This is a genomic window from Streptomyces sp. NPDC058662 (assembly GCF_042716255.1).
Lineage (GTDB): Bacteria > Actinomycetota > Actinomycetes > Streptomycetales > Streptomycetaceae > Streptomyces.
In genome coordinates, this window is the sequence record NZ_JBHXRU010000004.1 from 107,863 (window position 1) to 132,984 (window position 25,122).

The 25,122-nt window shown below is 72.6% G+C and carries 21 protein-coding genes; all 21 read left to right on the forward strand.

Annotated features, from left to right (window positions below):
- Positions 1 to 66: 66 nt before the first annotated feature.
- The 21 genes from ACFWUQ_RS03465 to ACFWUQ_RS03565 all read left to right on the forward strand — a co-directional run bounded on the left by ACFWUQ_RS03465 (position 67) and on the right by ACFWUQ_RS03565 (position 25,111).
- Positions 67 to 852, forward strand: coding sequence for a hypothetical protein (locus ACFWUQ_RS03465; RefSeq protein WP_384532154.1), 786 nt, complete (start codon positions 67 to 69; stop codon positions 850 to 852).
- 14 nt (positions 853 to 866) lie between these two features.
- Complete coding sequence (locus ACFWUQ_RS03470) at positions 867 to 1,979, forward strand: PLP-dependent cysteine synthase family protein (protein WP_384532157.1); 1,113 nt, start codon at positions 867 to 869, stop codon at positions 1,977 to 1,979.
- A complete protein-coding gene (locus ACFWUQ_RS03475) occupies positions 1,976 to 3,040 on the forward strand; it encodes a mandelate racemase/muconate lactonizing enzyme family protein (protein ID WP_384532083.1) in 1,065 nt (354 codons plus the stop codon). The genes ACFWUQ_RS03470 and ACFWUQ_RS03475 overlap by 4 nt, the downstream gene beginning before the upstream one ends.
- Positions 3,037 to 4,365 (forward strand): MFS transporter, encoded by a 1,329-nt coding sequence (locus ACFWUQ_RS03480; protein WP_384532085.1) that lies wholly within the window; start codon positions 3,037 to 3,039, stop codon positions 4,363 to 4,365. Before ACFWUQ_RS03475 ends, ACFWUQ_RS03480 begins: the two co-directional genes overlap by 4 nt.
- A complete protein-coding gene (locus tag ACFWUQ_RS03485; protein WP_384532088.1) occupies positions 4,362 to 5,234 on the forward strand; it encodes a class I SAM-dependent DNA methyltransferase in 873 nt (290 codons plus the stop codon). Before ACFWUQ_RS03480 ends, ACFWUQ_RS03485 begins: the two co-directional genes overlap by 4 nt.
- Positions 5,231 to 6,817, forward strand: coding sequence for an ABC transporter substrate-binding protein (locus tag ACFWUQ_RS03490; protein ID WP_384532091.1), 1,587 nt, complete (start codon positions 5,231 to 5,233; stop codon positions 6,815 to 6,817). The genes ACFWUQ_RS03485 and ACFWUQ_RS03490 overlap by 4 nt, the downstream gene beginning before the upstream one ends.
- Positions 6,805 to 7,761, forward strand: a complete 957-nt coding sequence (locus ACFWUQ_RS03495; RefSeq protein ID WP_384532159.1) for an ABC transporter permease — start codon at positions 6,805 to 6,807, stop codon at positions 7,759 to 7,761. The genes ACFWUQ_RS03490 and ACFWUQ_RS03495 overlap by 13 nt, the downstream gene beginning before the upstream one ends.
- The gene (locus ACFWUQ_RS03500) at positions 7,758 to 8,582 is read left to right on the forward strand and encodes an ABC transporter permease (protein WP_384532094.1); all 825 of its coding nucleotides are present in this window, start codon (positions 7,758 to 7,760) and stop codon (positions 8,580 to 8,582) included. The genes ACFWUQ_RS03495 and ACFWUQ_RS03500 overlap by 4 nt, the downstream gene beginning before the upstream one ends.
- Entirely contained in the window at positions 8,570 to 9,976 is a 1,407-nt protein-coding gene (locus ACFWUQ_RS03505) for an ABC transporter ATP-binding protein (RefSeq protein ID WP_384532096.1), read from the forward strand. The genes ACFWUQ_RS03500 and ACFWUQ_RS03505 overlap by 13 nt, the downstream gene beginning before the upstream one ends.
- 255 nt (positions 9,977 to 10,231) lie before the next feature.
- A complete protein-coding gene (locus ACFWUQ_RS03510) occupies positions 10,232 to 10,945 on the forward strand; it encodes a GntR family transcriptional regulator (RefSeq protein ID WP_384532099.1) in 714 nt (237 codons plus the stop codon).
- Complete coding sequence (locus ACFWUQ_RS03515; protein ID WP_384532102.1) at positions 10,942 to 12,153, forward strand: hypothetical protein; 1,212 nt, start codon at positions 10,942 to 10,944, stop codon at positions 12,151 to 12,153. The genes ACFWUQ_RS03510 and ACFWUQ_RS03515 overlap by 4 nt, the downstream gene beginning before the upstream one ends.
- Positions 12,150 to 13,091 (forward strand): ABC transporter permease, encoded by a 942-nt coding sequence (locus ACFWUQ_RS03520; protein ID WP_384532105.1) that lies wholly within the window; start codon positions 12,150 to 12,152, stop codon positions 13,089 to 13,091. The genes ACFWUQ_RS03515 and ACFWUQ_RS03520 overlap by 4 nt, the downstream gene beginning before the upstream one ends.
- A gap of 11 nt (positions 13,092 to 13,102) precedes the next feature.
- A complete protein-coding gene (locus tag ACFWUQ_RS03525) occupies positions 13,103 to 13,975 on the forward strand; it encodes an ABC transporter permease (RefSeq protein WP_384532107.1) in 873 nt (290 codons plus the stop codon).
- A gap of 203 nt (positions 13,976 to 14,178) precedes the next feature.
- Positions 14,179 to 15,762 (forward strand): ABC transporter substrate-binding protein, encoded by a 1,584-nt coding sequence (locus ACFWUQ_RS03530; protein ID WP_384532110.1) that lies wholly within the window; start codon positions 14,179 to 14,181, stop codon positions 15,760 to 15,762.
- 9 nt (positions 15,763 to 15,771) lie between these two features.
- On the forward strand, positions 15,772 to 17,742 hold the full coding sequence (locus ACFWUQ_RS03535) for a dipeptide ABC transporter ATP-binding protein (protein ID WP_384532113.1): 1,971 nt from the start codon (positions 15,772 to 15,774) through the stop codon (positions 17,740 to 17,742).
- A complete protein-coding gene (locus ACFWUQ_RS03540) occupies positions 17,739 to 18,893 on the forward strand; it encodes a mandelate racemase/muconate lactonizing enzyme family protein (protein ID WP_384532116.1) in 1,155 nt (384 codons plus the stop codon). Before ACFWUQ_RS03535 ends, ACFWUQ_RS03540 begins: the two co-directional genes overlap by 4 nt.
- Positions 18,890 to 19,759: an SDR family NAD(P)-dependent oxidoreductase gene (locus tag ACFWUQ_RS03545; RefSeq protein ID WP_384532119.1), complete on the forward strand. Its 870-nt coding sequence runs from the start codon at positions 18,890 to 18,892 to the stop codon at positions 19,757 to 19,759. Before ACFWUQ_RS03540 ends, ACFWUQ_RS03545 begins: the two co-directional genes overlap by 4 nt.
- Positions 19,756 to 20,520 (forward strand): ribonuclease activity regulator RraA, encoded by a 765-nt coding sequence (locus tag ACFWUQ_RS03550; RefSeq protein ID WP_384532122.1) that lies wholly within the window; start codon positions 19,756 to 19,758, stop codon positions 20,518 to 20,520. Before ACFWUQ_RS03545 ends, ACFWUQ_RS03550 begins: the two co-directional genes overlap by 4 nt.
- Positions 20,521 to 20,601: 81 nt before the next feature.
- Positions 20,602 to 22,587: a hypothetical protein gene (locus ACFWUQ_RS03555; RefSeq protein WP_384532124.1), complete on the forward strand. Its 1,986-nt coding sequence runs from the start codon at positions 20,602 to 20,604 to the stop codon at positions 22,585 to 22,587.
- Positions 22,588 to 22,637: 50 nt separating this feature from the next.
- Positions 22,638 to 24,017 carry an FAD-binding oxidoreductase gene (locus ACFWUQ_RS03560; protein WP_384532126.1) on the forward strand — a complete coding sequence of 460 codons (1,380 nt, stop codon included), beginning with the start codon at positions 22,638 to 22,640 and terminating at the stop codon, positions 24,015 to 24,017.
- Positions 24,014 to 25,111 carry a (Fe-S)-binding protein gene (locus ACFWUQ_RS03565; RefSeq protein WP_384532128.1) on the forward strand — a complete coding sequence of 366 codons (1,098 nt, stop codon included), beginning with the start codon at positions 24,014 to 24,016 and terminating at the stop codon, positions 25,109 to 25,111. Before ACFWUQ_RS03560 ends, ACFWUQ_RS03565 begins: the two co-directional genes overlap by 4 nt.
- Positions 25,112 to 25,122: the final 11 nt, after the last annotated feature.

A 25,122-nucleotide genomic window follows, 5' to 3' on the forward strand; every position in this document is an offset into this window, starting at 1 on the left:
CCGCCGGGCGAGCGCCGGCATGCCGACCCCGCCGTCCGGACCGTCGACCAGCTCTTCGACGCGGTCCTGGCCGGTGCGTACGGCCCCGACCCCGCCGGCGAGCGGATCTCGCTCGCCTTCACCACCTCTCAGGCCGTCCGGCACGAAGGTCGCACCAGCGGCTACCGCAACGAGGTGCTGAGCCTGCGGCTCGACGCGGCGGTCGGGTCCTGCGCGGTCGAGCCCGGCGCCCTGTCGGAAGGCGCCCTCGACGACTGCGTGGGCGCCGCCGTCGCCGACCTCCTCGGGCATCCGCTGCTGCCCGTGCGGATAGCGGCGCTCGACGCCTACCTGGCCCACGTGCGGCCGCACACGCCCGCCAACGGCGCCCGCCCGTACCCCCTCCCGGCAGGCAGTTCGCTGAGCCGTTCGCGGGCACGGGCCCGGGCCGTCGTCGACCTGCTGCCCGCCGCCTTCTCTCCGTCGGGCGGGCGCCTCCCGGTCCTGGTGATCGGAGTGGTCAACTCACTCCTGGAGCAGCTTCGCGCGCGAAACCTCGACTACCTGCCGTGCGACCTCAAGGGCGGCACCACCGAGTGGGGCGAGCCGGTCCTGACCGACGCGTCCGCGCACCTGGAACGCTGCGGCGCTGTCCTCGCCTCCGGCATGACCCTCGGCAACGGCTCCTTCCAGAGCCTGCTCGATCACGCTGCCGGGACCGGGAAACCCCTGGTGATGTTCGCGCAGACCGGCAGCGCCGTCCTGCCCCGATTCCTCGGGGCCGGGGTGAGCGCCGTGTCCGCCGAGCCGTACCCGTTCTTCTGGCTCGACGGCGGCCCCGGTGCCATCCACCGCTACGGAGGCCGGCCGTGACCCTGGCTCCGCTCATGCACCGGTCACAGGCCGCTTCGGCCAACCCCGGTCTGCTGCCCCTGGTGGGGCGTACTCCGATCGCCCGTGTCCAGACCGACCTGCCCCACCCCCACCCCGGCTTCTGGGCCAAGCTCGAATGCCTCAGCGCCGGCGGGATGAAGGCCCGCGCGGCGATGTCCATGCTCATGGGCGCCCGCGGACGCGGTGAGCTTCGCCCCGGCGCGCCGGTCGTGGAATCCACATCCGGCACCCTGGGCATCGGACTGGCCTTCGCCGGACAGGCCCTCGGCCACCCCGTCATCCTCGTCGGCGACACCGAACTCGAACCGTCCATGCGGCAGTTGCTGCGTACCTACGGCGCCCGCCTGGAGCTCGTCGACCGCCCCGCGCCGCAGGGCGGCTGGCAGGCCGCCCGCATCGCCCGGCTGCGCGAGGTCCTGGCCCGCACCGAGGACGCCTACTGGCCCGACCAGTACAACAACCCGGACAATCCAGCCGGCTACCTCTCCATGGCCGCGGAACTGATCAGCCAGCTCGACCACCTGGACGTGCTGGTGTGCAGCGTGGGCACCGGCGGGCACAGCGCCGGGCTGGTCGGCCCGCTGCGCCGCCGCTGGCCCCGGCTGAAGGTCATCGGCGTCGACTCCGTCGGCTCCGCGATCTTCGGACAGCCCGCCCGGCCGCGCCTGATGCGCGGACTCGGCAGCAGCATCCACCCCCGCAACGTCCGGCATGGAGCCTTCGACGAGGTGCACTGGGTGGGCGCCGTCGAGGCCGTCGACGCCTGCCGCCGGCTCGCCCGCGGCAGCTTCGTCAGCGGCGGCTGGAGCACCGGCGCCGTCGCGTTGGTCTCCGCGTGGGCCGCCAGGGCCGAGCCCGGCGCCGTCGTGGCCACGGTCTTCCCCGACGGCCCGCACCGCTACCTCGGCACCGTCTACGACGACGACTTCTGCCACGCCCACGGCCTGACCGCCACCGCCCCCGCGGGCCGCCCGTTGGAGATCCGCCACCCGTACGCGGCCGAGGCCCTCGGCTGGACCCGCTGCCGAACCGTCGTCGATCCCGTCGCCGCCCCCGACGGCCACATCCGCACTGCCCGCGTCCCGGCCCCCGGAGGTGCCGCGTGAAACTCACCTGGCACACCGCCTCGCTCGAACTGACGGAGCCGCTGCGCATCTCCCGCTCCGTGATGGCCCGCCGCGACGCGGTCTGGGTCTGCCTGGAACACGGCGGGCTGCGCGGCTGGGGGGAGGCCGTCAGCAGCGTCTACCTCGGACTGCCCACCGAACAGATCCTCCGCCACCTGAGCGCCCTGCGCCCGGCGGTCGAGCGCCTGCCGGACCCCGAGACCGCCTGGGCCGAACTCGCGCCCGCGGGCCCAGTGGGCACAGAGCTCCCCGCAGGAGTCCTCGCCGCCGTCGAGTCGGCCGTACTGGACCTCATCGGCAAACGGGCCGGTGAACCCGTGCACCAACTGCTGGGCAGCCCTCTGCCTCCGTCGGCCGCCACGGCCCGCACCATCGGCATCGTCGCACCCGTCGCCGCTGCCGCCCAGGCCAGTCGCCTCGCCCTGGCCGGCTTCGCCGTCCTGAAGGTGAAGGCCGGTTCCCCCGACCCGGCCGAAGACCTGGCCCGGGTCGAAGCCGTCCGCACCGGAGCGCCCGCCGCGGACCTGCTGCTCGACCCCAACGGTGCCTGGACCGAGGACCAGGCCCACGCACTGCTGCCCCGCTTCGCTGCCCTCGGCGTCACCGCCGTGGAACAGCCGATCGCCCCCGGCCGGCCCGAGGCCCTGGCCCGCGTCGCCACCGCCTCCCCCATCCCGGTGATCGCAGACGAGGACGCCGTCACCCACGAGGACGCCGCCGCCCTCGCCGGACTCGTGCACGGCGTCAACGTCAAGCTCGCCAAGTGCGGGGGCGTACGGGCCGCGATGCGGATTCACGCGGCGCTGGCCGGCAGCGGCACCGACCTCATGCTCGGCTGCCTCACCGCCAGTTCGCTCGGCATCGCGCCCGCCGTCCACATGGTCGACCGGGCCCGCTGGGTCGACCTCGACGGGCACCTGCTCCTCGCCGACGATCCGTGGTCCGGAATCGGCGGCGAAGACGGCACCGTACGCCCCGCCCCGCGCGGCGGCCTCGGAGTGCTGCCCCGCGCGGGCATACCCGTAGGCACCGCGCAATGAGAACCATCGCCGCGGTACGCGGCTTCCCGCCGGCCGTGCGGCTCCTGCTCGTCAACCAGCTCGGCGTCAACATCGGCTTCTACCTGCTCATCCCGTACCTGGCCACCCACCTCACCGACGACCTCGGACTGTCGGCGGCGCTGGTCGGCCTGGTCCTGGGCCTGCGCAACCTCAGCCAGCAGGGGCTGTTCCTGATCGGGGGCTCGGCCGCCGACCGCCTCGGGGCCCGCGGCGTGATCATCGCGGGCTGCGGCCTGCGCACCCTCGGCTTCGCGCTGTTCGCCCTGGGCGACGCCCTGCCCGTGCTGATCGCCGCATCGGTGCTGAGCGGGCTGGCCGGTGCCCTGTTCAACCCGGCCGTACGGACCTACGTCGCCCAGGAGGCGGGGGACCGCAAGGCAGAGGCGTTCGCCCTGTTCAACGTGTTCGCCACGGCGGGCGCGCTGATCGGACCCCTGCTGGGGAGCCTGCTGCTGCTCGGCGGCTTCCGGGCGGCGGCGCTCACCGCGGCGGGCGTGTTCGCGCTGCTCACCCTCGCGCAGGCGGTCGTGCTGCCCGCCCGGGCCGTGCCGCCGCCCGCCGGCACCGTCCTCGGCGACTGGCGCGAGGTCGCCGGGAACCGCCGCTTCGTGGCCTTCGCCGCGGCCATGGTCGGCATGTACGGCATGGAGAGCCAGCTGTACCTGCTTCTTCCTCATGCCGCACGGCAGGCCACCGGCTGGGCCGGAGCGGTGGGGCTGATCTTCGTCGTCGGGACTCTTGCCAATCTTCTGCTGCAGCTGCGCCTCACCCGCAGGCTCGCCGCGCGGGGCGGCGGCCGGGGACGCTGGATCGCCGCCGGGCTGACCGTCAGCGGACTCGGTTTCGTACCGCCGATGCTGGTGGGGGCAGGCCCGGGGACGCATCCGCTGCTGCTCCTGCCCGTCCTGGCCGGCGCGCTGCTCCTCTACCTCGGGCTGATGGCCGCCCAGCCGTTCGTCATGGAGCTCATCCCCGCCTTCGGCCGCGCGGAGCTCACGGGCACCTTCTACGGCCTGTTCTACGCCGTGTCCGGAGTGGCCGCCGCGGGCACCGGCGCGGGGGTCGGGTGGGCTATGGACGCCGCCACGCACGGCGGCCCGGCCTGGCTGCCCTACGCCTGCTGCACGGCCCTCGGCCTGGCCTCGGCGGCGGCCGTCACCATGCTGCACTCCCGCCGGGCCCTGCCCCACCCTCCCGCCCCCGCGTCCGACGGCCCGGTCTCGTCGGCTCCGGAGGACCCGGGCCCACCCGCGGACAAGGCATCCGCCGCCCCCGAAACCCGTCCCTGGAGCGAGACCAGATGAGCACCGGAAACCTCCTGACCGACCACCCCGAGCTGTACGAAGAGCGCTTCCCCGATCCCGACCGGCTCGCCGCCCGCTGGGCCGAGGCCACCCTGCGCCGCCACGGCGCGGGAGCCCAGGTCCTGGACCTCGGCTGCGGCACCGGCCGCGACGCGGCCTGGCTGCACCAGCACGCCGGACGCCAGGTCACCGGCATCGACACCGCCGAGGCCATGCTCGCCCACGCGCGCCGCCGGCACCCCGGCCCGGACTACCACCGCGCCGACATGCGGGACTTCGACCTCGGCCACACCTTCGACGCCGTCCTCTGCATGGACAGCGCCCTGCTCTACTGCCACACCAACGACGACCTCGCCTCCTGCCTCGCCACCATCGGCCGCCACCTCAACCCCGGCGGACTGCTCATCGCGGAGATGCGCAACGGCGCCTTCTTTCTCGGCAGCACCGAGCTCCTCGACGGCCCACGCACCGCCTCCTTCGACTGGCGCGGCACCAGGCACACCTCCCACACCACCCTCTGGATCGACCACGGCGCCCAACTGCTGCGCCGCCGCCGCACCTGGACCGCCGACGACGGCGGCCCTGTGAAGGAACAACAGGAGCAGCAGGAGCAGCAGGAGCGGCAGGAGCAGCACTCCGCCTGGCGGCTGCTGTTCCCCCAGGAACTGCGCTACTTCCTCACCACCGCCGGCTTCGAGGTCCTCGACCTGTACGACCGCCCCGGCCCGCGCACCGAACCGCCGTGGCGCGAAGGCGACGTACCGCTCGGGACCACGAGCTCCGACCGCCTGCACCTCGTCGCCCGGCTCACTCCCCGGCTCACTCCCTGGAACAACTCCCAGTACAGCAACGGAGACACCACACCGTGACCAGCCACCGCACCGGCCTCGCCCGCCGAGGCTTCCTCCTCGCCACCGCCACCGCCACCGCCACGGCCACCGCCCTCGCCCTCACCGCCGGATGCTCCGCCGACACCGGCAAGACCGCCGACCCCAAGAACGCCGCCGAGGCGAGCACCCCCAAGCGCGGCGGCACCCTGCGCGCCGCGTTCGCGGGCGGCGGCGCGAACGAGACCCTCGACCCGCACGCCGCCAACCTGTTCGTCGACGCCGCCCGCGCCAAGGCCCTCTACGACAAGCTCGCCGACCCCGGCGCCGACCTCGCCCCCGTACCGCGGCTCGCCGAGCGCTGGGAGCCCAACGAGACCCTCGACACCTGGAAGATCACCCTGCGCAAGGCCGCCTTCCACGACGGCCGCCCGGTCACCGCCGAGGACGTCCTCTACAGCTACCGGCGGATCGCCGACCCCAAAGGCACCTTCCGCGCCAAGGCATCCCTGGAGCCCATCGACCTCACCACCAGCCGCGCCCTCGATGCGACCACCGTCGAGTTCAAGCTGAAGCGCCCGTACGCCGAATTCCCCAACGTGCTCGCGGCGTTCGGTGCCTACATCGTCCCCAAGGACACGACCTCCTTTGACAGGCCCGTCGGCTCCGGCCCCTTCACCTTCGCCTCCTTCACGCCGGGCAAGTCCCTGGTCGTCAAGCGCAACGACGCCTACTGGGACGGCACGCCCCACCTCGACCAGGTCGAGTTCGTCGTCGCCACCGAGGAGTCGGCCCGTACGAGCGCCCTGCTCGGCGGCCAGGTCCACTACGCCCACGAGCTCAGCCCCGCCACCGCCCGCACCCACGAGGGCAAGGGGAAGATCGAGGTCGTCCGGCTGCCCGGCAGCTCCATGCAGGGCTTCGTCATGAAGACCGACCGGCCGCCGTTCAACGACAAGCGGGTCCGCCAGGCCTTCTTCCTCATCGCCGACCGCAAGGAACTCGTCGACGGCGCCCTGTCCGGCGCCGGCGAGGTCGGCAACGACCTCTTCGGCAAGGGATACCAGTACTACGCGTCGGACCTGCCGCAGCGCACCCAGGACCTCGACCGGGCCCGCGCCCTCCTCAAGGAGGCCGGAGCCGAGAACCTCAAGGTCACCCTCGACACGGCTCCCGCCGCCACCGGTTTCGTCGAGGCCGCCGGCATCTTCAAGGAGCAGGCAGCCAAGGCCGGGGTCACCGTCGAGGTCAAGGTCGGCAGCAAGGACACGTACTGGAAGGACATCCTCGACAACGGCACCTTCGCCTCCTACCGGTCCGGGTCCATGCCCATCGAGTCGCACATCTCGCAGCGTTTGCTGACCGGCTCCACCACGAACGCCACCAAGTGGCAGCAGAAGGACTTCGACGACCTGTACCAGCAGGCCCAGTCCACCCGCGACGAGAAGGCACGGGCCGCCCTGTACGAGCGGATGCAGCGCCGTCTGCACGACGAAGGCGGCTTCCTGATCTGGGGCTTCGCCGACTGGATCGTCGCCACCGCCCCCGCCGTACACGGCGTCTCGACGAAGGCCCCCGCGAACACCCTCGACTGGGCCCGGTTCGACAAGCTCTGGCTCGCGTGACCCGGCACCTGAACTGGGTCGGCCGCCGTCTGCTCCTCGGTCTGGGGCAGACGGCGGCGGTCGTCCTGTTCGTCTTCGCCCTCACCGAGGCACTGCCCGGGGACGCGGCAGTCGCCCTGGCCGGAGACCAGCCCGACCCCGAGCGCATCGCCCGGATCCGTGCGGCCCTGGACCTGGACCGGCCCGCCGCCGAACGATTCCTGGACTGGGCCGGCGGACTCCTCCGGGGTGACCTCGGCACCTCGCTGGTCAGCGGACGGCCCGTCGCCGCCTACCTGACCGGCGGCCTCGGCCCCACCGTGCTGCTCGCCTGCGCCACCCTCGCCGTACTGCTGCCGCTGTCGGCCGGGCTCGGCGTGCTGTGCGCCCGCCGCGAGGGCGGCCCGCTGGACCGGACTCTCAGCGCGCTGACCCTGGCCGTGCACTCCGTACCCGAATTCGCCCTCGGCGTGCTGCTGGCCACCCTGTTCGGGCTGTGGCTGGGCTGGCTGCCGCCCACCGCCGTCGGCGCGGACCCGCTCACCGAGCCGGCCGTACTGGTCCTGCCCGTCCTCGTACTCATCTCGCGGCCCGTGTGCACCATCAGCCGCCTGGTGCGCGCCGGGATGATCGACGCGATGGCCTCGCCGTACGTCGCCCAGGCGCTGCGCTACGGCGTCAGCGGCGCCCGCGTCCGCTGGACGCACGCCCTGCCCAACGCCCTCGCCCCGGCCGCCCAGCAGCTGGCGCGGACCTGCGACTGGCTACTGAGCGGAGTGATCGTCGTCGAAGCCCTCTTCGTCGTCCCCGGGCTGGGGACCGTGCTCATCGACGCCGTCACCGCACGGGACATGCCCGTCGTCCAGGGGATGGCCGTCGTCTTCGGCGTCGTCACCGTCCTGGCCAACCTCGGAGCCGACCTCGTCGCCCGCCGCTTCGCGCCCCGCGCGGAGGTGGTCGCGTGAAGCGCCGTGCATCCAGGTACGCCCTCGCCGTCGGGCTCATCGCCGTACCCCTGCTGCTGGCCGCCCTCGGACCGCTGCTCGCCGGACCGGCCGGCCCGCGCTCGGTCTCCTTCGACTCGGGCGCCGGGCATTGGCTGGGCACCGACTTCTCCGGCCGGGACGTCCGGCGGCAGGTCCTGCTCGGTGGCCGCTCCGTCGTCCTCGTGGCGCTCGCGGCCACCGGACTCGCCTACCTCGTCGCCGTCCCGCTCGGGCTGACCGCGGCCCTCACCCGCCGCACCTGGCTGGAGGAGGCCCTCATGCGGCCCCTCGACGTCCTGATCGCCGTCCCGTCGCTGCTGCTGGTGCTGCTGGTGGCTTCGACCCTGACCCCGGGGCAGGCCGGGCTGGCCGTCCTGGTCGCACTGGCCGCCGTACCGGACGCCGCGCGCGTGGTGCACGCGGCAGCGGCCGAGATCGCCGCCCGTCCCGCCGTCGAGGCCCTGAGGATGCAGGGCGAGTCCTGGTGGCGTACGGCCTTCGGCTACGTGGCCCGCTCCATGCGCCGCACCCTCGCCGCCGACGCGGGGATCCGGCTGACCGGGGCCCTGTACCTGGTCGCCACAGCGGCCTTCCTCGGGATCGGCGTCGAGCCGGACGCAGCCGACTGGGCGGTGATGGTGGACCGCAACCGCACCGGCCTGTTCCTGCAGCCGTGGGCGGTGGTGGTGCCCGCCCTGCTCATCGCGGCCCTGTCGATGGGCACCAACCTGCTCTTCGACGCCGCCCTGCACACACCGGCCGAGGCCGCCGAGAAGGGAAGCCAGGCATGGACCCGGTAGCGGAAGTGAGAGGACTGCGGGTGGAGGTGGCCGGCAGCCCCCTCGTCGACGGAGTGAGCCTGGCGGCCCGCGCCGGACGCATCACGGCCCTCGTCGGCCCGTCGGGCAGCGGGAAGACCACCACCGGACGCGCCCTCCTCGGCGAGTTCCCCGCCGGTGCCCGGATCGGCGGCCGGATCACCACCCCGGGACCCGGCTCCGTCGGCTACGTACCCCAGCACCCCACCGCAGTCCTCAACCCCGCCCGCCGAGCCGGAGCGCTGCTCCGGGACATCGCCGCCGGGCAGGGCGGGACCCGCCGCGAGATCCGCGACCGCGTCGAGCGCGCCCTGCGCCTGGCCCAGCTGCCCGATCCCGAGACGGTGCTGCGCCGCTACCCCCACCAGCTCTCCGGAGGCCAGCAGCAGCGCGTCGTCATCGCCCAGGCACTGCTCCTCGGAGCGAAGGTGATCGTCGCGGACGAACCCACCACGGGCCAGGACCCGGTCACCAAGCAAGGCATCGTCGAGGCGCTGGCCGCTGTCGCCGAGCAGGGCATCGCGCTGGTTCTGCTGAGCCACGACGGGGACGTCGTTCGGCAGCTGGCCGACGAGGCGGTCGTGCTGCGGGCCGGGCGGGTCGTGGACCGGGGACCCGCGGACGCGGTGCTGCCCGCCCCCACGCGGCCGACGCTCCCCAGGCCCCGAGCCGCCACCCGGCCCGCCGTCACCCGGATCGAGGTACGGGAGCTGACCGCACGGCACCGCACCGCGCACGGCACCGTTCCAGTGCTGCACGACGTCACCCTGTCCGTCCCGGCGGGGGAGTGCCTCGCCGTGACCGGCCGGTCCGGCAGCGGCAAGACCACCCTGGGCCGGTGCCTGGCCGGGCTGCACTGCGCGTACGACGGGGCGGTCCTGCTCGACGGAGCACCACTGCCGCGCAGCCTCCGGGCCCGCACCCGCGCCGAACTCGCCCGCGTCCAGTACGTCTTCCAGGACCCCAAGGCGGCTTTCGACGAGCACCGGTCGCTCCTCGACCAGGTCGCCCGCACGGCGGTGCGGCTACGCGGCGCGGACCGGGACACCTCGCGACGAGCCGCCGTACAGACCCTGGAGCAGCTGGGGCTGGCCGAAGAACTGACCCTGCGACGCCCGGGCGCCCTGTCCGGCGGCGAGCTCCAACGGGCGGCCCTGGCCCGCGCCCTGTTGGCGGAGCCCGAAGTTTTGGTGTGCGACGAGATCACTTCCGGGCTCGACACCGCCACCCGTGATGCCATCCTCACCCACCTGGCCGGCCTCCGGGACCGGCAGGCGCTGAGTCTGGTGTTCATCACCCATGACCGCACGGCCGCCGACGCCCTGGCCGACCGGACCGCGGTCCTCGAAGACGGCCGACTGGTCACCTGCCGGTAGCGCCCGGCTCCGCGCGGTCCTCGGCGTCCGCGGCAGCTGCGGTGAGTTCCTCGCCGGGTCCGGGAATCGCTCGGAGGAGCCCTCAAGTGCGGGATTCGCAGGACGAGTTGCGTGCGTGACGGTGTCAGACCGCTGTTTCGGATGCAAGCCGGGACACAGGGTCAATGTTCTGACCTTCCATCAACTGGCATCAAGTTTCACCGAAGTTACGTCAGGGGGTTGCGCGTTGGCATGCTGGTATACCAGCATGCCGCCATGCCAAGCATCGAATACGAGACACCGGGTGTCGCGCCTTCTCCTCCCATGGAGCTCCCTCCCCTCGGTCAGCCCGCCTCGCGCATGGACCGGGTGCGCGACGCGCTGCGGCAGGCGATCCTCGACGGGGCGCTGCCTCCCGGACGGGCGCTGGTGGAGCGCGAGCTCGCCGAGCTGTACGGCGTCTCGAAGACCCCGGTGCGCGAGGCGCTCAAGCAGTTGCAGTCGACCGGCCTGGTGGAGGTCAACGCCTACCAGGGCGTGAGCGTCCGCCGGCCCGACGACAAACTGGTGCGGGAGCTGTACACCGCCCGGTGCGCCGCCGAGCCCGAAGCGGTGCGTCTGGCCGCCGAACAGCGCGGAGCCATCGCGTACCCCGCGGCGCGGCACGCGCTCGCCGAGGCCGCCGCGCTGATCGGCTCCGGGGAGACCCAGGGCCTGGGCACCGCGAACCGGCGCTTCCACCGGGAGCTGTACATCGCGTGCGACAACAGCTTCCTGTGCGGATTCCTGGACCAGTTGCAGGACCTGACCGCGTTCGTCGCGGGTCTGGGCTGGCGGCTGCGGGCGACCTTCGAGGAGGAGGCCGCGGAACACGCGGCCATCCTGGAGGCCGTGGAGCAGGGTGACGCCGACCGGGCCGAGCGTCTGACCCGGGCCCACATCAGCAAGGCCCAGCGGACCCTGGCCGGTGCCCTCGGGAACGAACGGTGAAGATCGAGGTCTTCGCCCATCCCGTGTCGTTCCGCCGTGCTCCCCGCGCGGAGGCCGAGCGGCTGCGGGCGGCCAGAGTCGACCGGGTCCGTCTGGCCTACGCCTACCACGGCGGGCGCTGGCTGCTGACGACGAGCGACCCGGCGGCGGTCGTGGACTTCTCCGCGGGCCGCTGGTTCGTCCCGCGAGACGAGTCCGGCGGCGACGGGGACCGCCCCCCGCTGTCCCTGACCGTGCTCGGCGACCAGGCTACGACCGCGACAAACGCGCTGGTCGGCTCAGGTGTCGCCGTGACGGCCTGGCTGGTGGGACTCCACCAGTCGCACCTGGCCGGCACCCGCCCGGAGCTGTCCCTGCGCAATGCCTTCGGCCACCCTTACCGGCACGCCCTGTGCCCCGCCCAGCCGGAGGTGGTGCACTACGCCGCGGCCCTGGTCGCGGAGACGGCCGTGCAGCCGGGAGTGAGCGCTCTGGAACTGGAGGCCTTCGGCTATCTGGGCTGGCAGCACCAGGGCGCGCACGACAAATCCGGGGCGGCGCTGCGGCCCGTGGACCGCTGGCTGCTCTCCCTCTGCTTCTGCCGCGCCTGTTCCGCCCGGTTCTCCGACGCCGGCGTCGACAGCGTGCGGGCGGCCGCCAGGACGCGCGCCGCCGTGCTCGCCCAACTGAGCGATCCCCGGACCGGGGGCGGCATCACCGAGGACGCCGTCACCGCACTGGGCCAGGACCTGCACGACACCCTGCTCGCCGTGCGAGCGGATGTGACCACCGACCTCGTACGGGCGGCGGCCGAGGCGTCTGGAGGGCTGCCGCTCTCCGTCCGCGCCACCGCCGACCCCTATGCGTGCGACGGGAAATCCGCCGGCGACCTGGGCGTACTGGGCTCGGCCGCGGGCGGGCTCACGGTCACCGACTTGGCCGGGGACGCCTCCGCCCTGCGGCAGGACCTCGTCGCGGCGGGCCGTACCGGCGCCCGGATCGCGGCCGGCTGGAACCTGGGCTCCGCGCAGACCCGCAGCGAGGGAGAACTCACGGAGGTCGCCCGCCAGGCCCGCGCGCACGGCGCGGGCTCCCTCATCCTCTACGCCTACGATCTCGCCCCCGCACCGCGGCTGGAGTGGCTTCGCCGCCTGCCACGGGAGCAGGTGGACGCCGACAGGGCGATGTACGGCAGCCGCCACGACAGACAAACGGAGCCGGCACGATGACCGGATACCTCATACGCCGCCTGATACAACTCATACCCGTCGTCCTGATCGTGTCGCTGGTCCTGTTCCTCCTGCTGCGCCTGATGCCGGGAGATCCCACCCTGGACATCCTGGGCCAGGAGGCCAGTGCCGCGGACCGGGCGGCCCTGCGCGCCGAACTCGGCCTGGACGCACCGCTGTGGCGACAGTTCACCGACTGGATCAGCGGCATCGCACACGGCGACCTGGGCGCCTCCTGGCTCACCGGAGAGGAGATCGGCTCCGTACTCGGCGAACGGCTCGCCGCGACAGCCGAACTCGGCGTCATCGCCCTGGTATTCGCCCTCCTCATCGGCGTCCCCGCCGGGGTGCTCGCCGCGGTGAAGCGACGTACCCCCACCGACACCGCGCTCAACTCCGCAGGACTCGTAGCCCTGTCGGCGCCGCACTTCTACCTGGCCGCCCTGCTCATCCTGGTCTTCGGGCTGTGGCTGGAACTGCTGCCGCCCTCCGGGTACGTGCCGTTCACCGAGGATCCGGTGGAGAACCTGCGGCACATGGCGCTGCCGGCGGTCACCATCGGTTCCACCATCGCGGCCGTCACCATGCGCCAGACCCGCGCCGCCCTGCTGGCCGTGTTCAACGAGGACTACATCCGTACCGCGGAAGCCAGCGGCCTGTCCCGCCGCCGGATCGTCGGCGTCTACGCCCTGCGCAACGCCATCGTCCCCGTCGTGACGGTCGTGGCGCTGCAGATCGGCGCCCTGATGAGCGCCACCGTGGTCACCGAGACCGTCTTCACCGTTCCCGGCATGGGCACGTTGATCGTCAACGGCATCTTCAGCCGGGACCTGCCCGTCGTTCAGGGCGCCGTCCTGATGGTCGTGCTCTTCGTCCTCCTGGTGAACCTGCTGGCTGACCTGGTCTACGCGTGGCTCGACCCCCGCATCACGTACTGACAGGAGCGACGATGGCCACCGAAACCCTTACCCCGGCCCCGCGCCGCCCGGTCCTCGACCGGCTACTCCGCGACCGCCGCGCCCAACTCGCCCTGCCCGTTCTGCTGGCGCTTGCCCTGGCCGCCGCAGCCCGGCCGTTCATGACCGAACGCATGAGGGCCACCGACACGAACAACCTCCTCGCCGGCCCCGGCGCGCAGCATCTGCTGGGCACCGACGAACTGGGCCGGGACCTCCTGGCACGCATCACCGCCGGGGCGCTCGTGACCGCGGAGGTCGCCACCATCACCGTCGGCGCGGCCCTCGTGGCGGGAACCGTCCTCGGTCTGCTGGCCGGATACCGCGGCGGGTGGCTGGACGCCGTCATCATGCGGGTCTCCGACGGGCTGCTCGCCTTCCCGCTGCTCGTGCTCGCCCTCACCGTGGTCGCGGCGCTGGGCCCCGGTCTGCGCAACGCGCTCATCGCCATCGCCGTGGTGACCACCCCCCGCTTCGCCCGGGTGGTCCGCGCCGAGGTGCTGTCGCTGCGGACCCGCGAGTGGGTCTCCGCCGCGCGCATCGTGGGCGTACCGCAGTCCGCCATCCTGCGCCGCCACCTCCTGCCCCACCTGGCGGGCACCCTGCTGGTCTTCGCCGCGCTCCAGGTCTCCACCGCGATCATGGCCGAAGCGGCCCTGAGCTTCCTCGGCCTGAGCGTCCAGCCGCCGCAGCCCAGCTGGGGCGCCATGGTGGCCTCCGGAACCGACCACCTCAGCGCCAGCTGGTCGCTGAGCGTCTTCCCCGGCCTGGCCATCCTCCTCACGGTCGCCGCGTTCAACATGCTCGCCGACGCCCTGCGGGACGCGCTCGACGCGCACCTTCCCCAGCTGACGCCCCCGCGCTGACGCGGCCCCCCTGACGGCCCCTCGGCCCCCACCTGAATCCACCCCTCTTCACGGGGCCCCGTACCGCGCCCCGAACACCCCCTCACCGACGCCCCGAGCCGCGTGCCGCACCAGCGCACCCTTCCACGACCCGTCGGCCCCACCGGGCGGTCCCCCCGCCCCGCCTCCTCGGCACCCCGCTCCGCACAAGGAAGTGCTCCGTCATGCCCTTTTCCTCCCGCCCGTCCCGCCGTCTGCCACGCCGCGCCGTCCTGGCCGGCGCCGCCGCCACCGCGGCCGCCGCCACCCTGCCCACCCTCACCGGTTGCGGCGGCGACTCCGGCTCGTCCGGCTCCTCCTCCGGCACCCTGACCGCCGGATTCGACAACGAACCCGTCACCCTCGACCCGGCACTGAGCGCCGCCATCTCCTCCGACCGCAACGTGCTGAACCTCTTCTTCGACGCGCTGCTGCGCCAGAACCCGGACGGAACGTTCCAGCCGGCGCTCGCCACCACGTGGGGCACCGACGGCTCCGCGATCACCTTCACACTGCGCCAAGGGGTGACGTTCCACGACGGGACGGCCTGCGACGCCGAAGCCGTGGCCTTCAACCTGCGCCGGGTGATGGACCCGGCCACCCGATCCACCAAGGCCGCCGCACTGGCCAAGGTGAAAGCCGTCGAGACGCCGGACGCCACGACCGTGAGGATCACCCTCACCTCGCCCGACCCGCTGCTGCTCACCCACCTGGCGCACGAGACGGGAATGATCGCCTCCCCCGCCGCCCTCAAGAAGGGCGGAGCGGACTTCGGCCGCCGACCGGTCGGCACGGGCCCCTTCACCTTCGTCCAATGGCGGTCCAAGGTGCAGCTGACCGCCGAACGCAACGCCACGTACTGGGCGAAGAATCCCGACGGCAGCAGCCTGCCGAAGCTGGACAAGGTCGTCCTGCGCTTCGTCACCGAGGCCAAGGTACTGCGCGCCGAACTGTCCACCGGAGGCGTCCAGCTGGTACGCGCCCTGCCGCCGGAGGAGTACAAGCAGCTCAGCGGCGACAAGCGGATCATCATCAAGGACGGCGGGGTGCGCCGCGCCTACTACGTCGCCCTCAACGTCACCAGAGGCCCCTTCAAGGACCCCAAGGTGCGAGCCGCGTTCGCCCACGCCGTCGACCGCCGCGCGGTGGGCAAGGCAGCGGCCGGTGACCAGTACGACATCGCCCCGTCCTTCGCCATCCTCTCGGACTGGTTCTACGACGGCTCCATAGCCCCCCTGCCCCACGACCCCGCCGCGGCACGCAAGACCCTGGAGGAGGCCGGGCTGCGCGGCGCGGTGCCCATCACCGTCGTCGCCCGCCGCCGCGCCCCCGACCCCACCGTCGCGGAACTCCTGCAGAGCCAGCTCACGGAGGCCGGCTTCGCCCCCACGGCCGAGGTGCTGGAATTCCAGACGCAGCTCGACCGCATGAAGAACCGGGACTTCGACGCGGCGCTCCTGGTCATCGACATCCCCCGCCTGGACCCGTCGTTGTCGTTCAACCCGTACTTCACCAGCAACGGACCGAACAACTGGTCCGGCCTGGACGACCGCGTCCTCGACGCCCTGCTCGCGAACGGCGCCGGCACCACCGACAGGGCGGCGCGCACGGAGGCGTACGCCGATACGCAGCGCCGCATCATCGACAACAACTACTGGGTGTTCCTGCACCAGGCCAAGTCCCCCCTCATCCACAGCAGCAGGCTCAGGGGCATCCAGCTCGACGTCGACGGCCAGTGGCGGCTCGCCGAAGCCAGCCTGGGTTCGTGAGGAACGCCCATGTCCCTCCTTGAGATCGAAGACCTGAGCGTCACCTTCCAGGGCACCGAGTCCAGTCCACCGGTACGCGCCGTGGACAGCGTTGATCTGCACCTGGAAGCCGGCGAGACCCTGGCCATCGTCGGCGAGTCGGGCTCCGGCAAGACCGTCACCGCCCTGAGCCTGCTGGGGCTGAACCCGCCCGAGCCCGTATGCGGCATCACCGGTTCCCTCCGGCTGGACGGCACCGACCTGCGCACCCTGGACGCCAATCAGTGGCGGGCCGTACGCGGCCGGCGCGTGGCCATGGTCTTCCAGGACCCCAGCTCCGCACTCAACCCGCTGCTCACCATCGGCACACAGATCGTGGACGCGGTGCGCGCCCACGAGCGCCTCACCCGCGAACACGCCCGGCGCCGCGCCGTCGAGGCCCTGGAACTGGCCCGGATGCCCGAACCGGAGAGCAGACTGCGGCAGTACCCGCACGAGCTGTCCGGCGGCATGCGGCAGCGGGCCGCCATCGCCCTGGCCATCGCGGCCCGCCCCCAGCTGCTCATCGCCGACGAACCGACCACCGCCCTGGACGTCGCCGTCCAGGCGGAGATCATGGCGATGCTCCGCTCCCTGTGCGTCGACCTCGGCATGGGGCTGGTCCTGATCACCCACGACCTCGGCATGGTCGCCGAACAGGCCGACCGGGTAGCCGTGATGTACGCCGGCCGTGTCGTGGAGAGCGGCCCCGCCGCGCACGTCCTGCAACGTCCGCGCATGCCGTACACCCAGGCACTCCTCGCGGCCACACCACGACTCGACGCCGCCGCCCGTACCCGCCTTGTGTCCATCGCGGGGCAGCCGCCCCGGCTGCGGGACAGGGCCTCCGGCTGCTCCTTCGCTCCCCGCTGCCCCGTCGCCGTGGACGACTGCGTGACCACCGCGCCGCCCCTGACCGTCTTCGCCGGCGGCCACGCGGCGGCCTGCCGGTTCGCCGACGCCCCGACGGAACCGCCCACCACGCGGACCGCGCCTGCGACCGGCTCCGCGCCCGCGAGAGGCCCGGAGCCCGCGACCGGCCCCGAGCCCGCGGTCACGGCCGCCGCCGAACCGCCGATCGTGGAGTTCGACGCGGTGGACCTGCGGTATCCGGTCCGCAGCGGGGCCCTGCGCCGGGTGACCGGCCACGTCCACGCCGTCCAAGAGGTCAGCCTGAGGGTCGAGGCGGGCCGGACGCTGGCCCTGGTGGGGGAGTCCGGCTCCGGCAAGACCAGCCTCACCAAACTGCTGCTCCGCCTGGAGAGCCCGTCCGGCGGCGCCGTCCGCTACGACGGCATCGACGTGACCCGGCCCGGCCCGGACGGGCTGCGGCGGATCCAGCAGGAAGTACAGGTCGTCTTCCAGAACCCGTACGGGAGCCTGGACCCGCGGCTGACCGTCCGGCAGATCCTGCAGGAGCCCTTGCGGGTGCACGGCCTCGACGCCGGCGAGGACATCCTCACGGCGCTGCTGCGGGACGTCGGCCTGGACTCCTTCGCCCTGGACCGCTTCCCGTCCGCCTTCTCCGGCGGCCAGCGCCAGCGCATCGCCATCGCACGGGCCCTGGCCCTGCGCCCCCGGCTGATCGTGTGCGACGAGGCGGTCAGCGCCCTGGACGTGTCGATCCAGGCCCAGGTGCTCAACCTGCTCGCCGACCTCCAGGCGGAACACGGCATGGCCTACCTCTTCATCACCCACGACCTGGCCGTGGTCCGCTCGGTCGCCCACCGCATCGCCGTGATGCGCCACGGCCGGATCGTTGAGGAGGGAACGGCGGAGGACATCTACGCGGCGCCCGTCCACGCGTACACCCGCGAGTTGCTGGCCAGGGCACCCGGCCGGAACACCACCCCCGCCGGCGCCCCTACCCCCGCACGCTTCCCGGCGGCCGGTGACACCCGGCCGTCACCCACCGCCCCGACATCGCAGAACAAGGAACGGAGCCCACTGTGGCGAAGGTGACCAGGGTCAGCCTGACCTCGATCAACACCCCCCGGCACAACAGCATCACCTGCGGCCACATCCTCGTCGAACTCCACACCGACGACGACTCCCTCGTCGGCATCGGGGAGATGTCCGACCTCCAGCACCTGCCGCGCTTCCACTTCGACGTCCCGGAACTGGAAGCCACCCTCAACGAGATCCTGGTGGGCCTGGACGCCCTCCAGCTCACCGAGGTCGAACGGCGCCTGGAAGCCAACTTCCCGCAGGCCGGCTACATCTACGACAAGAGCCGTGCCATCAAGTGCGGTGTCGACATCGCCTTCTGGGACCTGGCGGCCAAGCAGCTCGGGGTCCGCGTCTGCGACCTGCTGGGCGGCGCCGTCCGCGAGTCCGTCCCCATCGCGTACCCGATCTTCCGCCAGCAGCACGAGGAGGACGTCGAACGCAACCTCGCCATGGTCGAGCGACGCGTCGGGGAGGGCTTCGAATTCTTCCGGGTGTACGTGGGACGCCGGCTGGACCTGGACGAACGGTTCCTGCGCGCCACCCGCGAACGCTTCGGCGACCGGATCACGATCAAGTCACTCGACTTCTCCAACCTGCTGGACGCCAAAGCCGCCTGCAACTTCGCCGAACGCGTCGCCGACGTGGACTTCGACCTCGTGGAGGCACCTGCCCCCGACCACGACGTGCGTGGCCTGGTGTACGCCCGCAACCGTCTCCCCGTACCGATCAGCGAGCACGTCTACGGATTCCGGTGGGCGCTCGACCTGGTCGGCGCCGACGCCGTCGACGTGTTCAACGTCAGTGTCATCGCGATCGGCGGCATCACCCCGGCCCGGCGGATCTTCGCGATCGCCGCGGCCGCCGGTAAGTCGTGCCTGGTCGGCACCACACAGGAACTGTCCATCGGTACGGCCGCCGCGGCCCACGTCGCCATGGCGATGGCCCAGGTGACCGTGCCCAGTGACCCCGTGGGCCCGTTGCTCTACACCCGCGACGTGGTGGCAGACCCGGTGCGCTATGTCGGCGGCCGGCTGCACGTGCCGTCGGGGCCCGGCCTGGGCATACGTCTCGACCCGGAGCTGGTGAAGGCGTCGGCGGGACCCCTCACCTGGGCCGCCACCAGCGCCGACGCCGTCGTCGACCGGCAGGAAGCCACACGATGACGGACTCCCGGGCCGAACAGCCCTCCAAGGGCGGACGGTTCGCCGGCCGAGTCGCCCTCGTGACCGGAGGGGCCCGCAACATCGGCCTCGCCATCGCCGTGCGGCTGGCCGGTGAAGGCGCCGCCATCGCCGTCAACGGCCCGGACGAGCGGGAGGCCGAAGCGGCCGCGGCAGCGCTGCGCGACGGAGGGGCGCGTGCCGTCGCCTGCCCGGGAGACGTCTCGGACCCGGCGCAGGTCGACGCCTTCGTCACCCGCGCGGTGGAGGCGTTCGGAGGCCTGGACCTCCTCGTCAACAACGCCGCCGCCGCGATGCTGGGACGCGGCAACCTGCTCGATCTGGACCCGGCGGACTGGGACCGCAGCTTCGCGGTCAACGCCCGCGGCACATTCCTGTGCACCGTCGCCGCGGCCCGGGTGATGTCGGCCGGCGCGGCGATCGTCAACATCTCCTCCGTCGGCGCGACCCGCGCCCACCGTTCGGCCGTCGCCTACGACGCGTCCAAAGGCGCCGTCGAGGCCACCACCCGGGCAACGGCCCTCGAACTCGCCCCGATGGGCATCCGCGTCAACGCCGTCGCGCCGGGCCCCGTCATCAACGACCGCTACGAACTGCTGGACGCCGCGCAGAAACGCGCCCGTATCCAACCGGTCCCCCTCGGCCGCATGGGCGACGGCACCGACATCGCCGCGGCCGTCGCCTTCCTCGCCTCGCCGGAGGCCTCCTTCATCACCGGTCAGGTACTCACCGTGGACGGCGGACTGACGGCCCAGATCAGGCCGCCCGGCACCGACCCCACCCTCGACTCCCTCCTCACCGCCCCGGCGCGCACCACCGCCCACCAGCCTCAAGGAACCGCATCATGACCCAGACGCCCCAGACGCCCCAGACGCCCCAGACGCCCCAGACGCCGCTGAACCCCGACGACCTGGCCGCCCTCAGCCAGGCCAGCACCGCCACCATCACCACCCAGCTCTTCAAGCACGGGCTGCGCAACACCTTCCTCGCCGGACTCACCCGCGTGAGCGATGCCGCGCCGCGCATGATCGGTGAAGCGTTCACCCTCCGCTACATCCCGGCGCGCGAGGACATCGACACCCTCGACGTGTACGACGACTACGACCACCCCCAGCGCGCGGCCGTCGAACAGGTCGGCCCCGGCCAGGTCCTCGTCGTGGACTGCCGCGGCGAGGGCCGCGCCGCCTCGGCGGGCAACATCCTCCTCACCCGACTGTCGGTCCGGGGCGCCGCCGGACTGGTCACCGACGGCACGCTGCGCGACATCGAGGACATCGGACGCCTCCCGATGCCCGTCTACTCCACCGGCGCGGCCGCGATGACCAATTTGGCCATGCACCACGCTGTCGACCTCCAGGTCCCCGTCGGCTGCGCGGGCGTCGCCGTCTACCCGGGCGACGTCCTGGTCGGCGACTTGGACGGCGTGGTCTGCGTACCCCGCCACCTCGTTCCCGTGATCGCCCGTCAGGCGGGGGAGCAGGAGCGGCTGGAGACGTTCATCACCGAGCGCGTCGCCGCCGGCGCCCCGCTGCGCGGCACCTACCCGGCGGACGCCGAGACCCTGCGCGCCTACGAGGAACACGTCCTCGCCCCCTCTGCCAAGGACTGACCCACAGCTCCTGCGGCGGGTCGCCCCGCCGCAGGCCGGCCGACCGGCCGAACCAGCCTCCGAGGAAGAAGGCAGGAACACATGGTCAACCATTCCCCCACATCCAGGCGGCCCTTCGCCGTCCTGATGGCCGGCGTACTCGTCGGCGGCCTGATCTCCGTCGTCACCGCGGGCCCGGCCACCGCGGCCGACATCGCCGGCGACTTCGACACCACCGCGCTCGGCACCACGCCCTCCGGCTGGTCCGTCACGGGCGCGCCCGGCGACGCCACTGTGCAGGGCGTCCCCGGCACCGTGGACCGGAGCCTGCGCCTGCGGGACACCTCCACGAGCGCCCCTGTCACCGCGAGCGCCACCTTCGGCACCACCTCCTCCAGCGTCGTCGCGGGCTTCAGACTGCGCGCCGCGCAGACCTCGACGACGATCGGCGTACACCTCGACGGCAGCGCCGGACACAACGTCACCGTCGCCATGGGAACCGACGGGCGCCTGTACACCTACAACGGGGCCCAGCACGTCGACCTCGGCACGTACACGGCCAACCGCTGGTACGACATCCGCGTGGTCGCCCACCCGTCCTCGGGGACCGCCGACGTGTACATCGACGGCGCGCGCAAGGCCCAGCGCCTGGCCTTCAGGACCACGGTGAGGTCACTGGGCAGCATCCAGGCCGGCGTCGCCACCGCCGGTACGGGCACCGCCTGGCTGGACGACGTCCGCACCACCACCGAGAGCACCCCGCAGGGCTGGCCGCACCTCGGCTCGGTCGCCCCGCGCCCCGCTCAGCAGATCGGCACCTCCAAACTGCTCGTCGGCGCCGAGACACTCGACCGCGACTACACCGACCACCAGGCGTTCGCGCCCTACCTGGGGCGGCTCGGCGCGACCGGCGTCCGCCTCCAGGGCGGCTGGGCGAAGACCGAGAAGACCAAGGGCGTCTACGACTGGACCTGGCTCGACCGGATCATCGACGACGCCACCCGCCAGGGAGTCAAGCCCTGGGTCCAACTGTCCTACGGCAACGGCGCATACACCGGCGGAGGCGGCTCCGGCCTCGGCGGCCAGATACCCACCTCCCCGGAGGCGCTCACCGGCTGGGACGCCTGGGTGACCGCCATGGTCAAGCGGTACAAGGGCCGCGTCACCGAATGGGAGATCTGGAACGAACCCAACCTCGCGGGCATCCCCGCGGCGAACTACACCGACTTCTTCATCCGCACCGCCACCCGCGTGCGAGCCGAGCAGCCCGCCGCGGTCATTTACGGACCGGCCGAGGCCGGCATCGACGTCCCGTACACCCAGGACTTCCTGGTCGGGCTCGCGGGGAAGGGGAAAGCCCACCTCCTGGACGGCATCAGCTACCACCCCTACAACCCCAACCCCGACGACGCGTGGACGTACGGGCAGGTGGAGAAGATCAGGGCGCTCATCGCCCAGTACGCCCCCGGCACCGTCCTGCGCCAGGGCGAGAACGGCGCACCCAGCAGGCCCGGCAGCTTCGGCGCCCTCGGTGACCTGGACTGGACGGAACTCAGCCAGTCGAAGTGGTTCCTGCGCCGCGTGCTCAACGACCTCGGACGCGACATCAGCACCAGCGTCTTCAGCATCTCCGACCTGCACTACCCCTCGAAGATCAACAGCAAGGGGCTGCTGCGGACCAACACCGACAAGACCATCCGCTACGCCAAGCCCTCCTACTACGCCGTCCAGACCGTGGCATCGGTCTTCGACAGCACCGTCAAGCCCCTGCCCGGCTACCGCTGGAGCGCGACGCCCAACACATCGCTCACCGTGCAGGCCTTCGCCAAGCGCGACACCGGCCGGCAGATCGTCGGCGTCTGGTCCGGAGCGACCAAGCCCAGCGAGAGCACCACCCGCACCGCCACGGACCTCACCTTCACCGGCGGCAACTTCGCCGACCCGGTCTACGTCGACGTGCACACCGGGGCCGTCCACGACATCCCCGACGCCAACTGGTCCGTACAGAACGGTACGTACACCTTCACGGACATACCGGTGCACGACTCGCCCGTACTCATCGCGGACCGTTCCGCCCTCACGTTCTGATGCCCGCCGGTCCTCACCCCCGCGGGTGAGGACCGGCCCAGGAGGCCACCGTGCAAGCCCCCGTCGGAGCCGCGCTGAAATCCATCGTCGGCGCCGCCCACTACCGCGACAAGGACGGCGACCTCGTCCCCTTCAGCCGGGACGCGACCCCCCTGTTCTCCGCACGACCCGACGCCGTCGTCTTCCCCGCCGACACACAGGAAGTGTCGGCCGTCCTGAGCCTCGCCACCCGCCACGGCATTCCGGTCGTCCCCCGCGGGGCCGGATCCAACCTCTGCGCCGCCACGGTCGCCCTGCGCGGCGGCATCATCCTGTCCCTCACCCGCCTCGATCGCATCCTGGAGATCGAACCGGCCGAACTCCTCGCCCGCGTCCAGCCCGGTGTCACCAGCGCCGCGCTCGCCGACGCGGCGGCCGACCAAAACCTGCTGTACGCCCCCGACCCCGGCAGCCGCACCGTCGCGACGATCGGCGGCACCATCGCCACCAACGCCGGCGGACTGCGCGGCCTGAAATACGGCGTCACCCGCGACCACGTCCTCGGCCTGGAAGCCGTCCTGCCCACCGGAGAGGTGATCCGCACCGGCGGACGCCTGCACAAGGACGTCGCCGGATACGACCTCACCCGCCTGCTCACCGGCTCCGAAGGCACCCTCGCCGTCCTCACGGAGGCCACCCTCGCGCTGCGGCCCGCGCCCCGGACCTCCGGCACCGGCGTCGCCTACTTCCCCGACCTCGCCGCCGCGGGCCGGGCCGTCACCGCGATCATCTCTGGCGGCGTGCTGCCCGCCACCCTGGAGTTCCTCGACCGATCCTGCATAGCAGCCGTGGAAGCCTTCGCCGGACTCGGCCTGCGCACGGACGCCGGCGCGCTCCTCCTCTTCGGCGACGACGGTGAACCGGACGCCGTCGAGCGGGCCCTGGTCCGCATGAGCGACGCCTGCACCGTCCAGGGAGCGCTGGAGGTCAGCCGAGCCGCCCATATCGCCGAGGCCGAGGCGCTCCTCGCCGCCCGTCGGTGCGCCCTGCCCGCCCTTTCCCGGCTCGGCGCACTGACCATCCTGGAAGACGCCACCGTCCCCCGTCCACGCATCGCGGAGATGGTCGAGCGCATCGGGGAGATAGCCGACCGGCACGACGTCACCATGGCGACGTTCGGCCACGCCGGCGACGGCAACCTCCATCCCACCTGTGTGATCGGCTCATCCGAGGACACCGAGGGCATCGAGCGTGCCGAACGCGCCTTCAAGGATGTCTTCACCACCGCCGTCGAGCTGGGCGGCACCATCACCGGCGAACACGGAGTGGGCGCCGCCAAACTCCCGTACCTGTCCACGCAGCTGGGCGCCGAACAGATCGCGCTGCTGCGCCGGGTCAAGGCCGCCTTCGACCCGGCCGGAATCCTCAATCCCGGAAAGCTGGGTTCATGACCGATGCCGACGCCGACGCCGACCCCGTCTTCGACCCCGACCTCCTGGCCCGGTGCATCTCCTGCGGCTTCTGCCTGCCCGCCTGCCCGACCTACGCCGAGACCGGGGACGAGGCCTCGTCCCCGAGAGGCCGCATCAATCTCATGCGCGCCCTGCAGAACGGGGACCTCGACCCCTACGACCCCACCCTCCAGGAACAGTCCTCGCAATGCCTCGGTTGCCGCGCCTGTGAACCGGTGTGCCCGGCGGGAGTCGAGTACGGCCAGCTCCTGGAACAGTGGCGGGACCACCAGTGGAAGGGACGCGGGCAGCCCCTGCTCGCACGGGCGCTGATGCTGGCGGCCCGCATGCGCCACGGCTTCCGGATACTCGGCATACTGCGCAGAACCGCCACGAGCCGGCCGTCCGAGGACACCACCCCCGCCGCCCCGGTCTCCCTCATGCTCGGGTGCTTCGAACGGGTCCTGTTCCCCGAGGTCAGCCGTGCGGCCAGGAAACTGGTGCCCGACTCGACGGTGCCCGCGGACCAGGGCTGCTGCGGCGCCCTGCACGCCCACAACGGCGACACGGCGGCCGGAGAACGCCTCGCCCGCCGACTGGGGGAGGATCTGCCCGGGACCATCGTGACCACCTCCGGAGGGTGCGCCGCCCACCTGGCCGCCGTCCTCGGCCCGGAGCGGGTACGGGAGATCTCCGCGCACCTGGCCGGCACCGGCGCGACGGGCGAACTGCTGGTGGACGGACGCCGGGCCAGAGTCGCGTTGCAGGACTCCTGCCACCTGCGCAACGGACTCGGTGTGTGGAAGCAGCCCCGCGACCTGATCGGACAGGTCGCCGAGTACGTCGAGCTGCCCTCCGCCGCCACCTGCTGCGGCGCAGCGGGCACCTACGCACTGCTCAGACCTCGCGAGTCCCGCCGCATCCTCGACGCCAAGATCCAGGAGATAGAGGCCGCCGGCATCGACTACGTCGCCGCGGTCAACCCCGGCTGCCTGCGCCAGCTGCGCACCGGCCTGCGCCGCGCACGGTCGCGGGTCGAAGCCGTACACATCGCCGAACTGCTGGCGCGAGCGGCCGAGCACCCGCCCCGTTGACACGTCCCGCC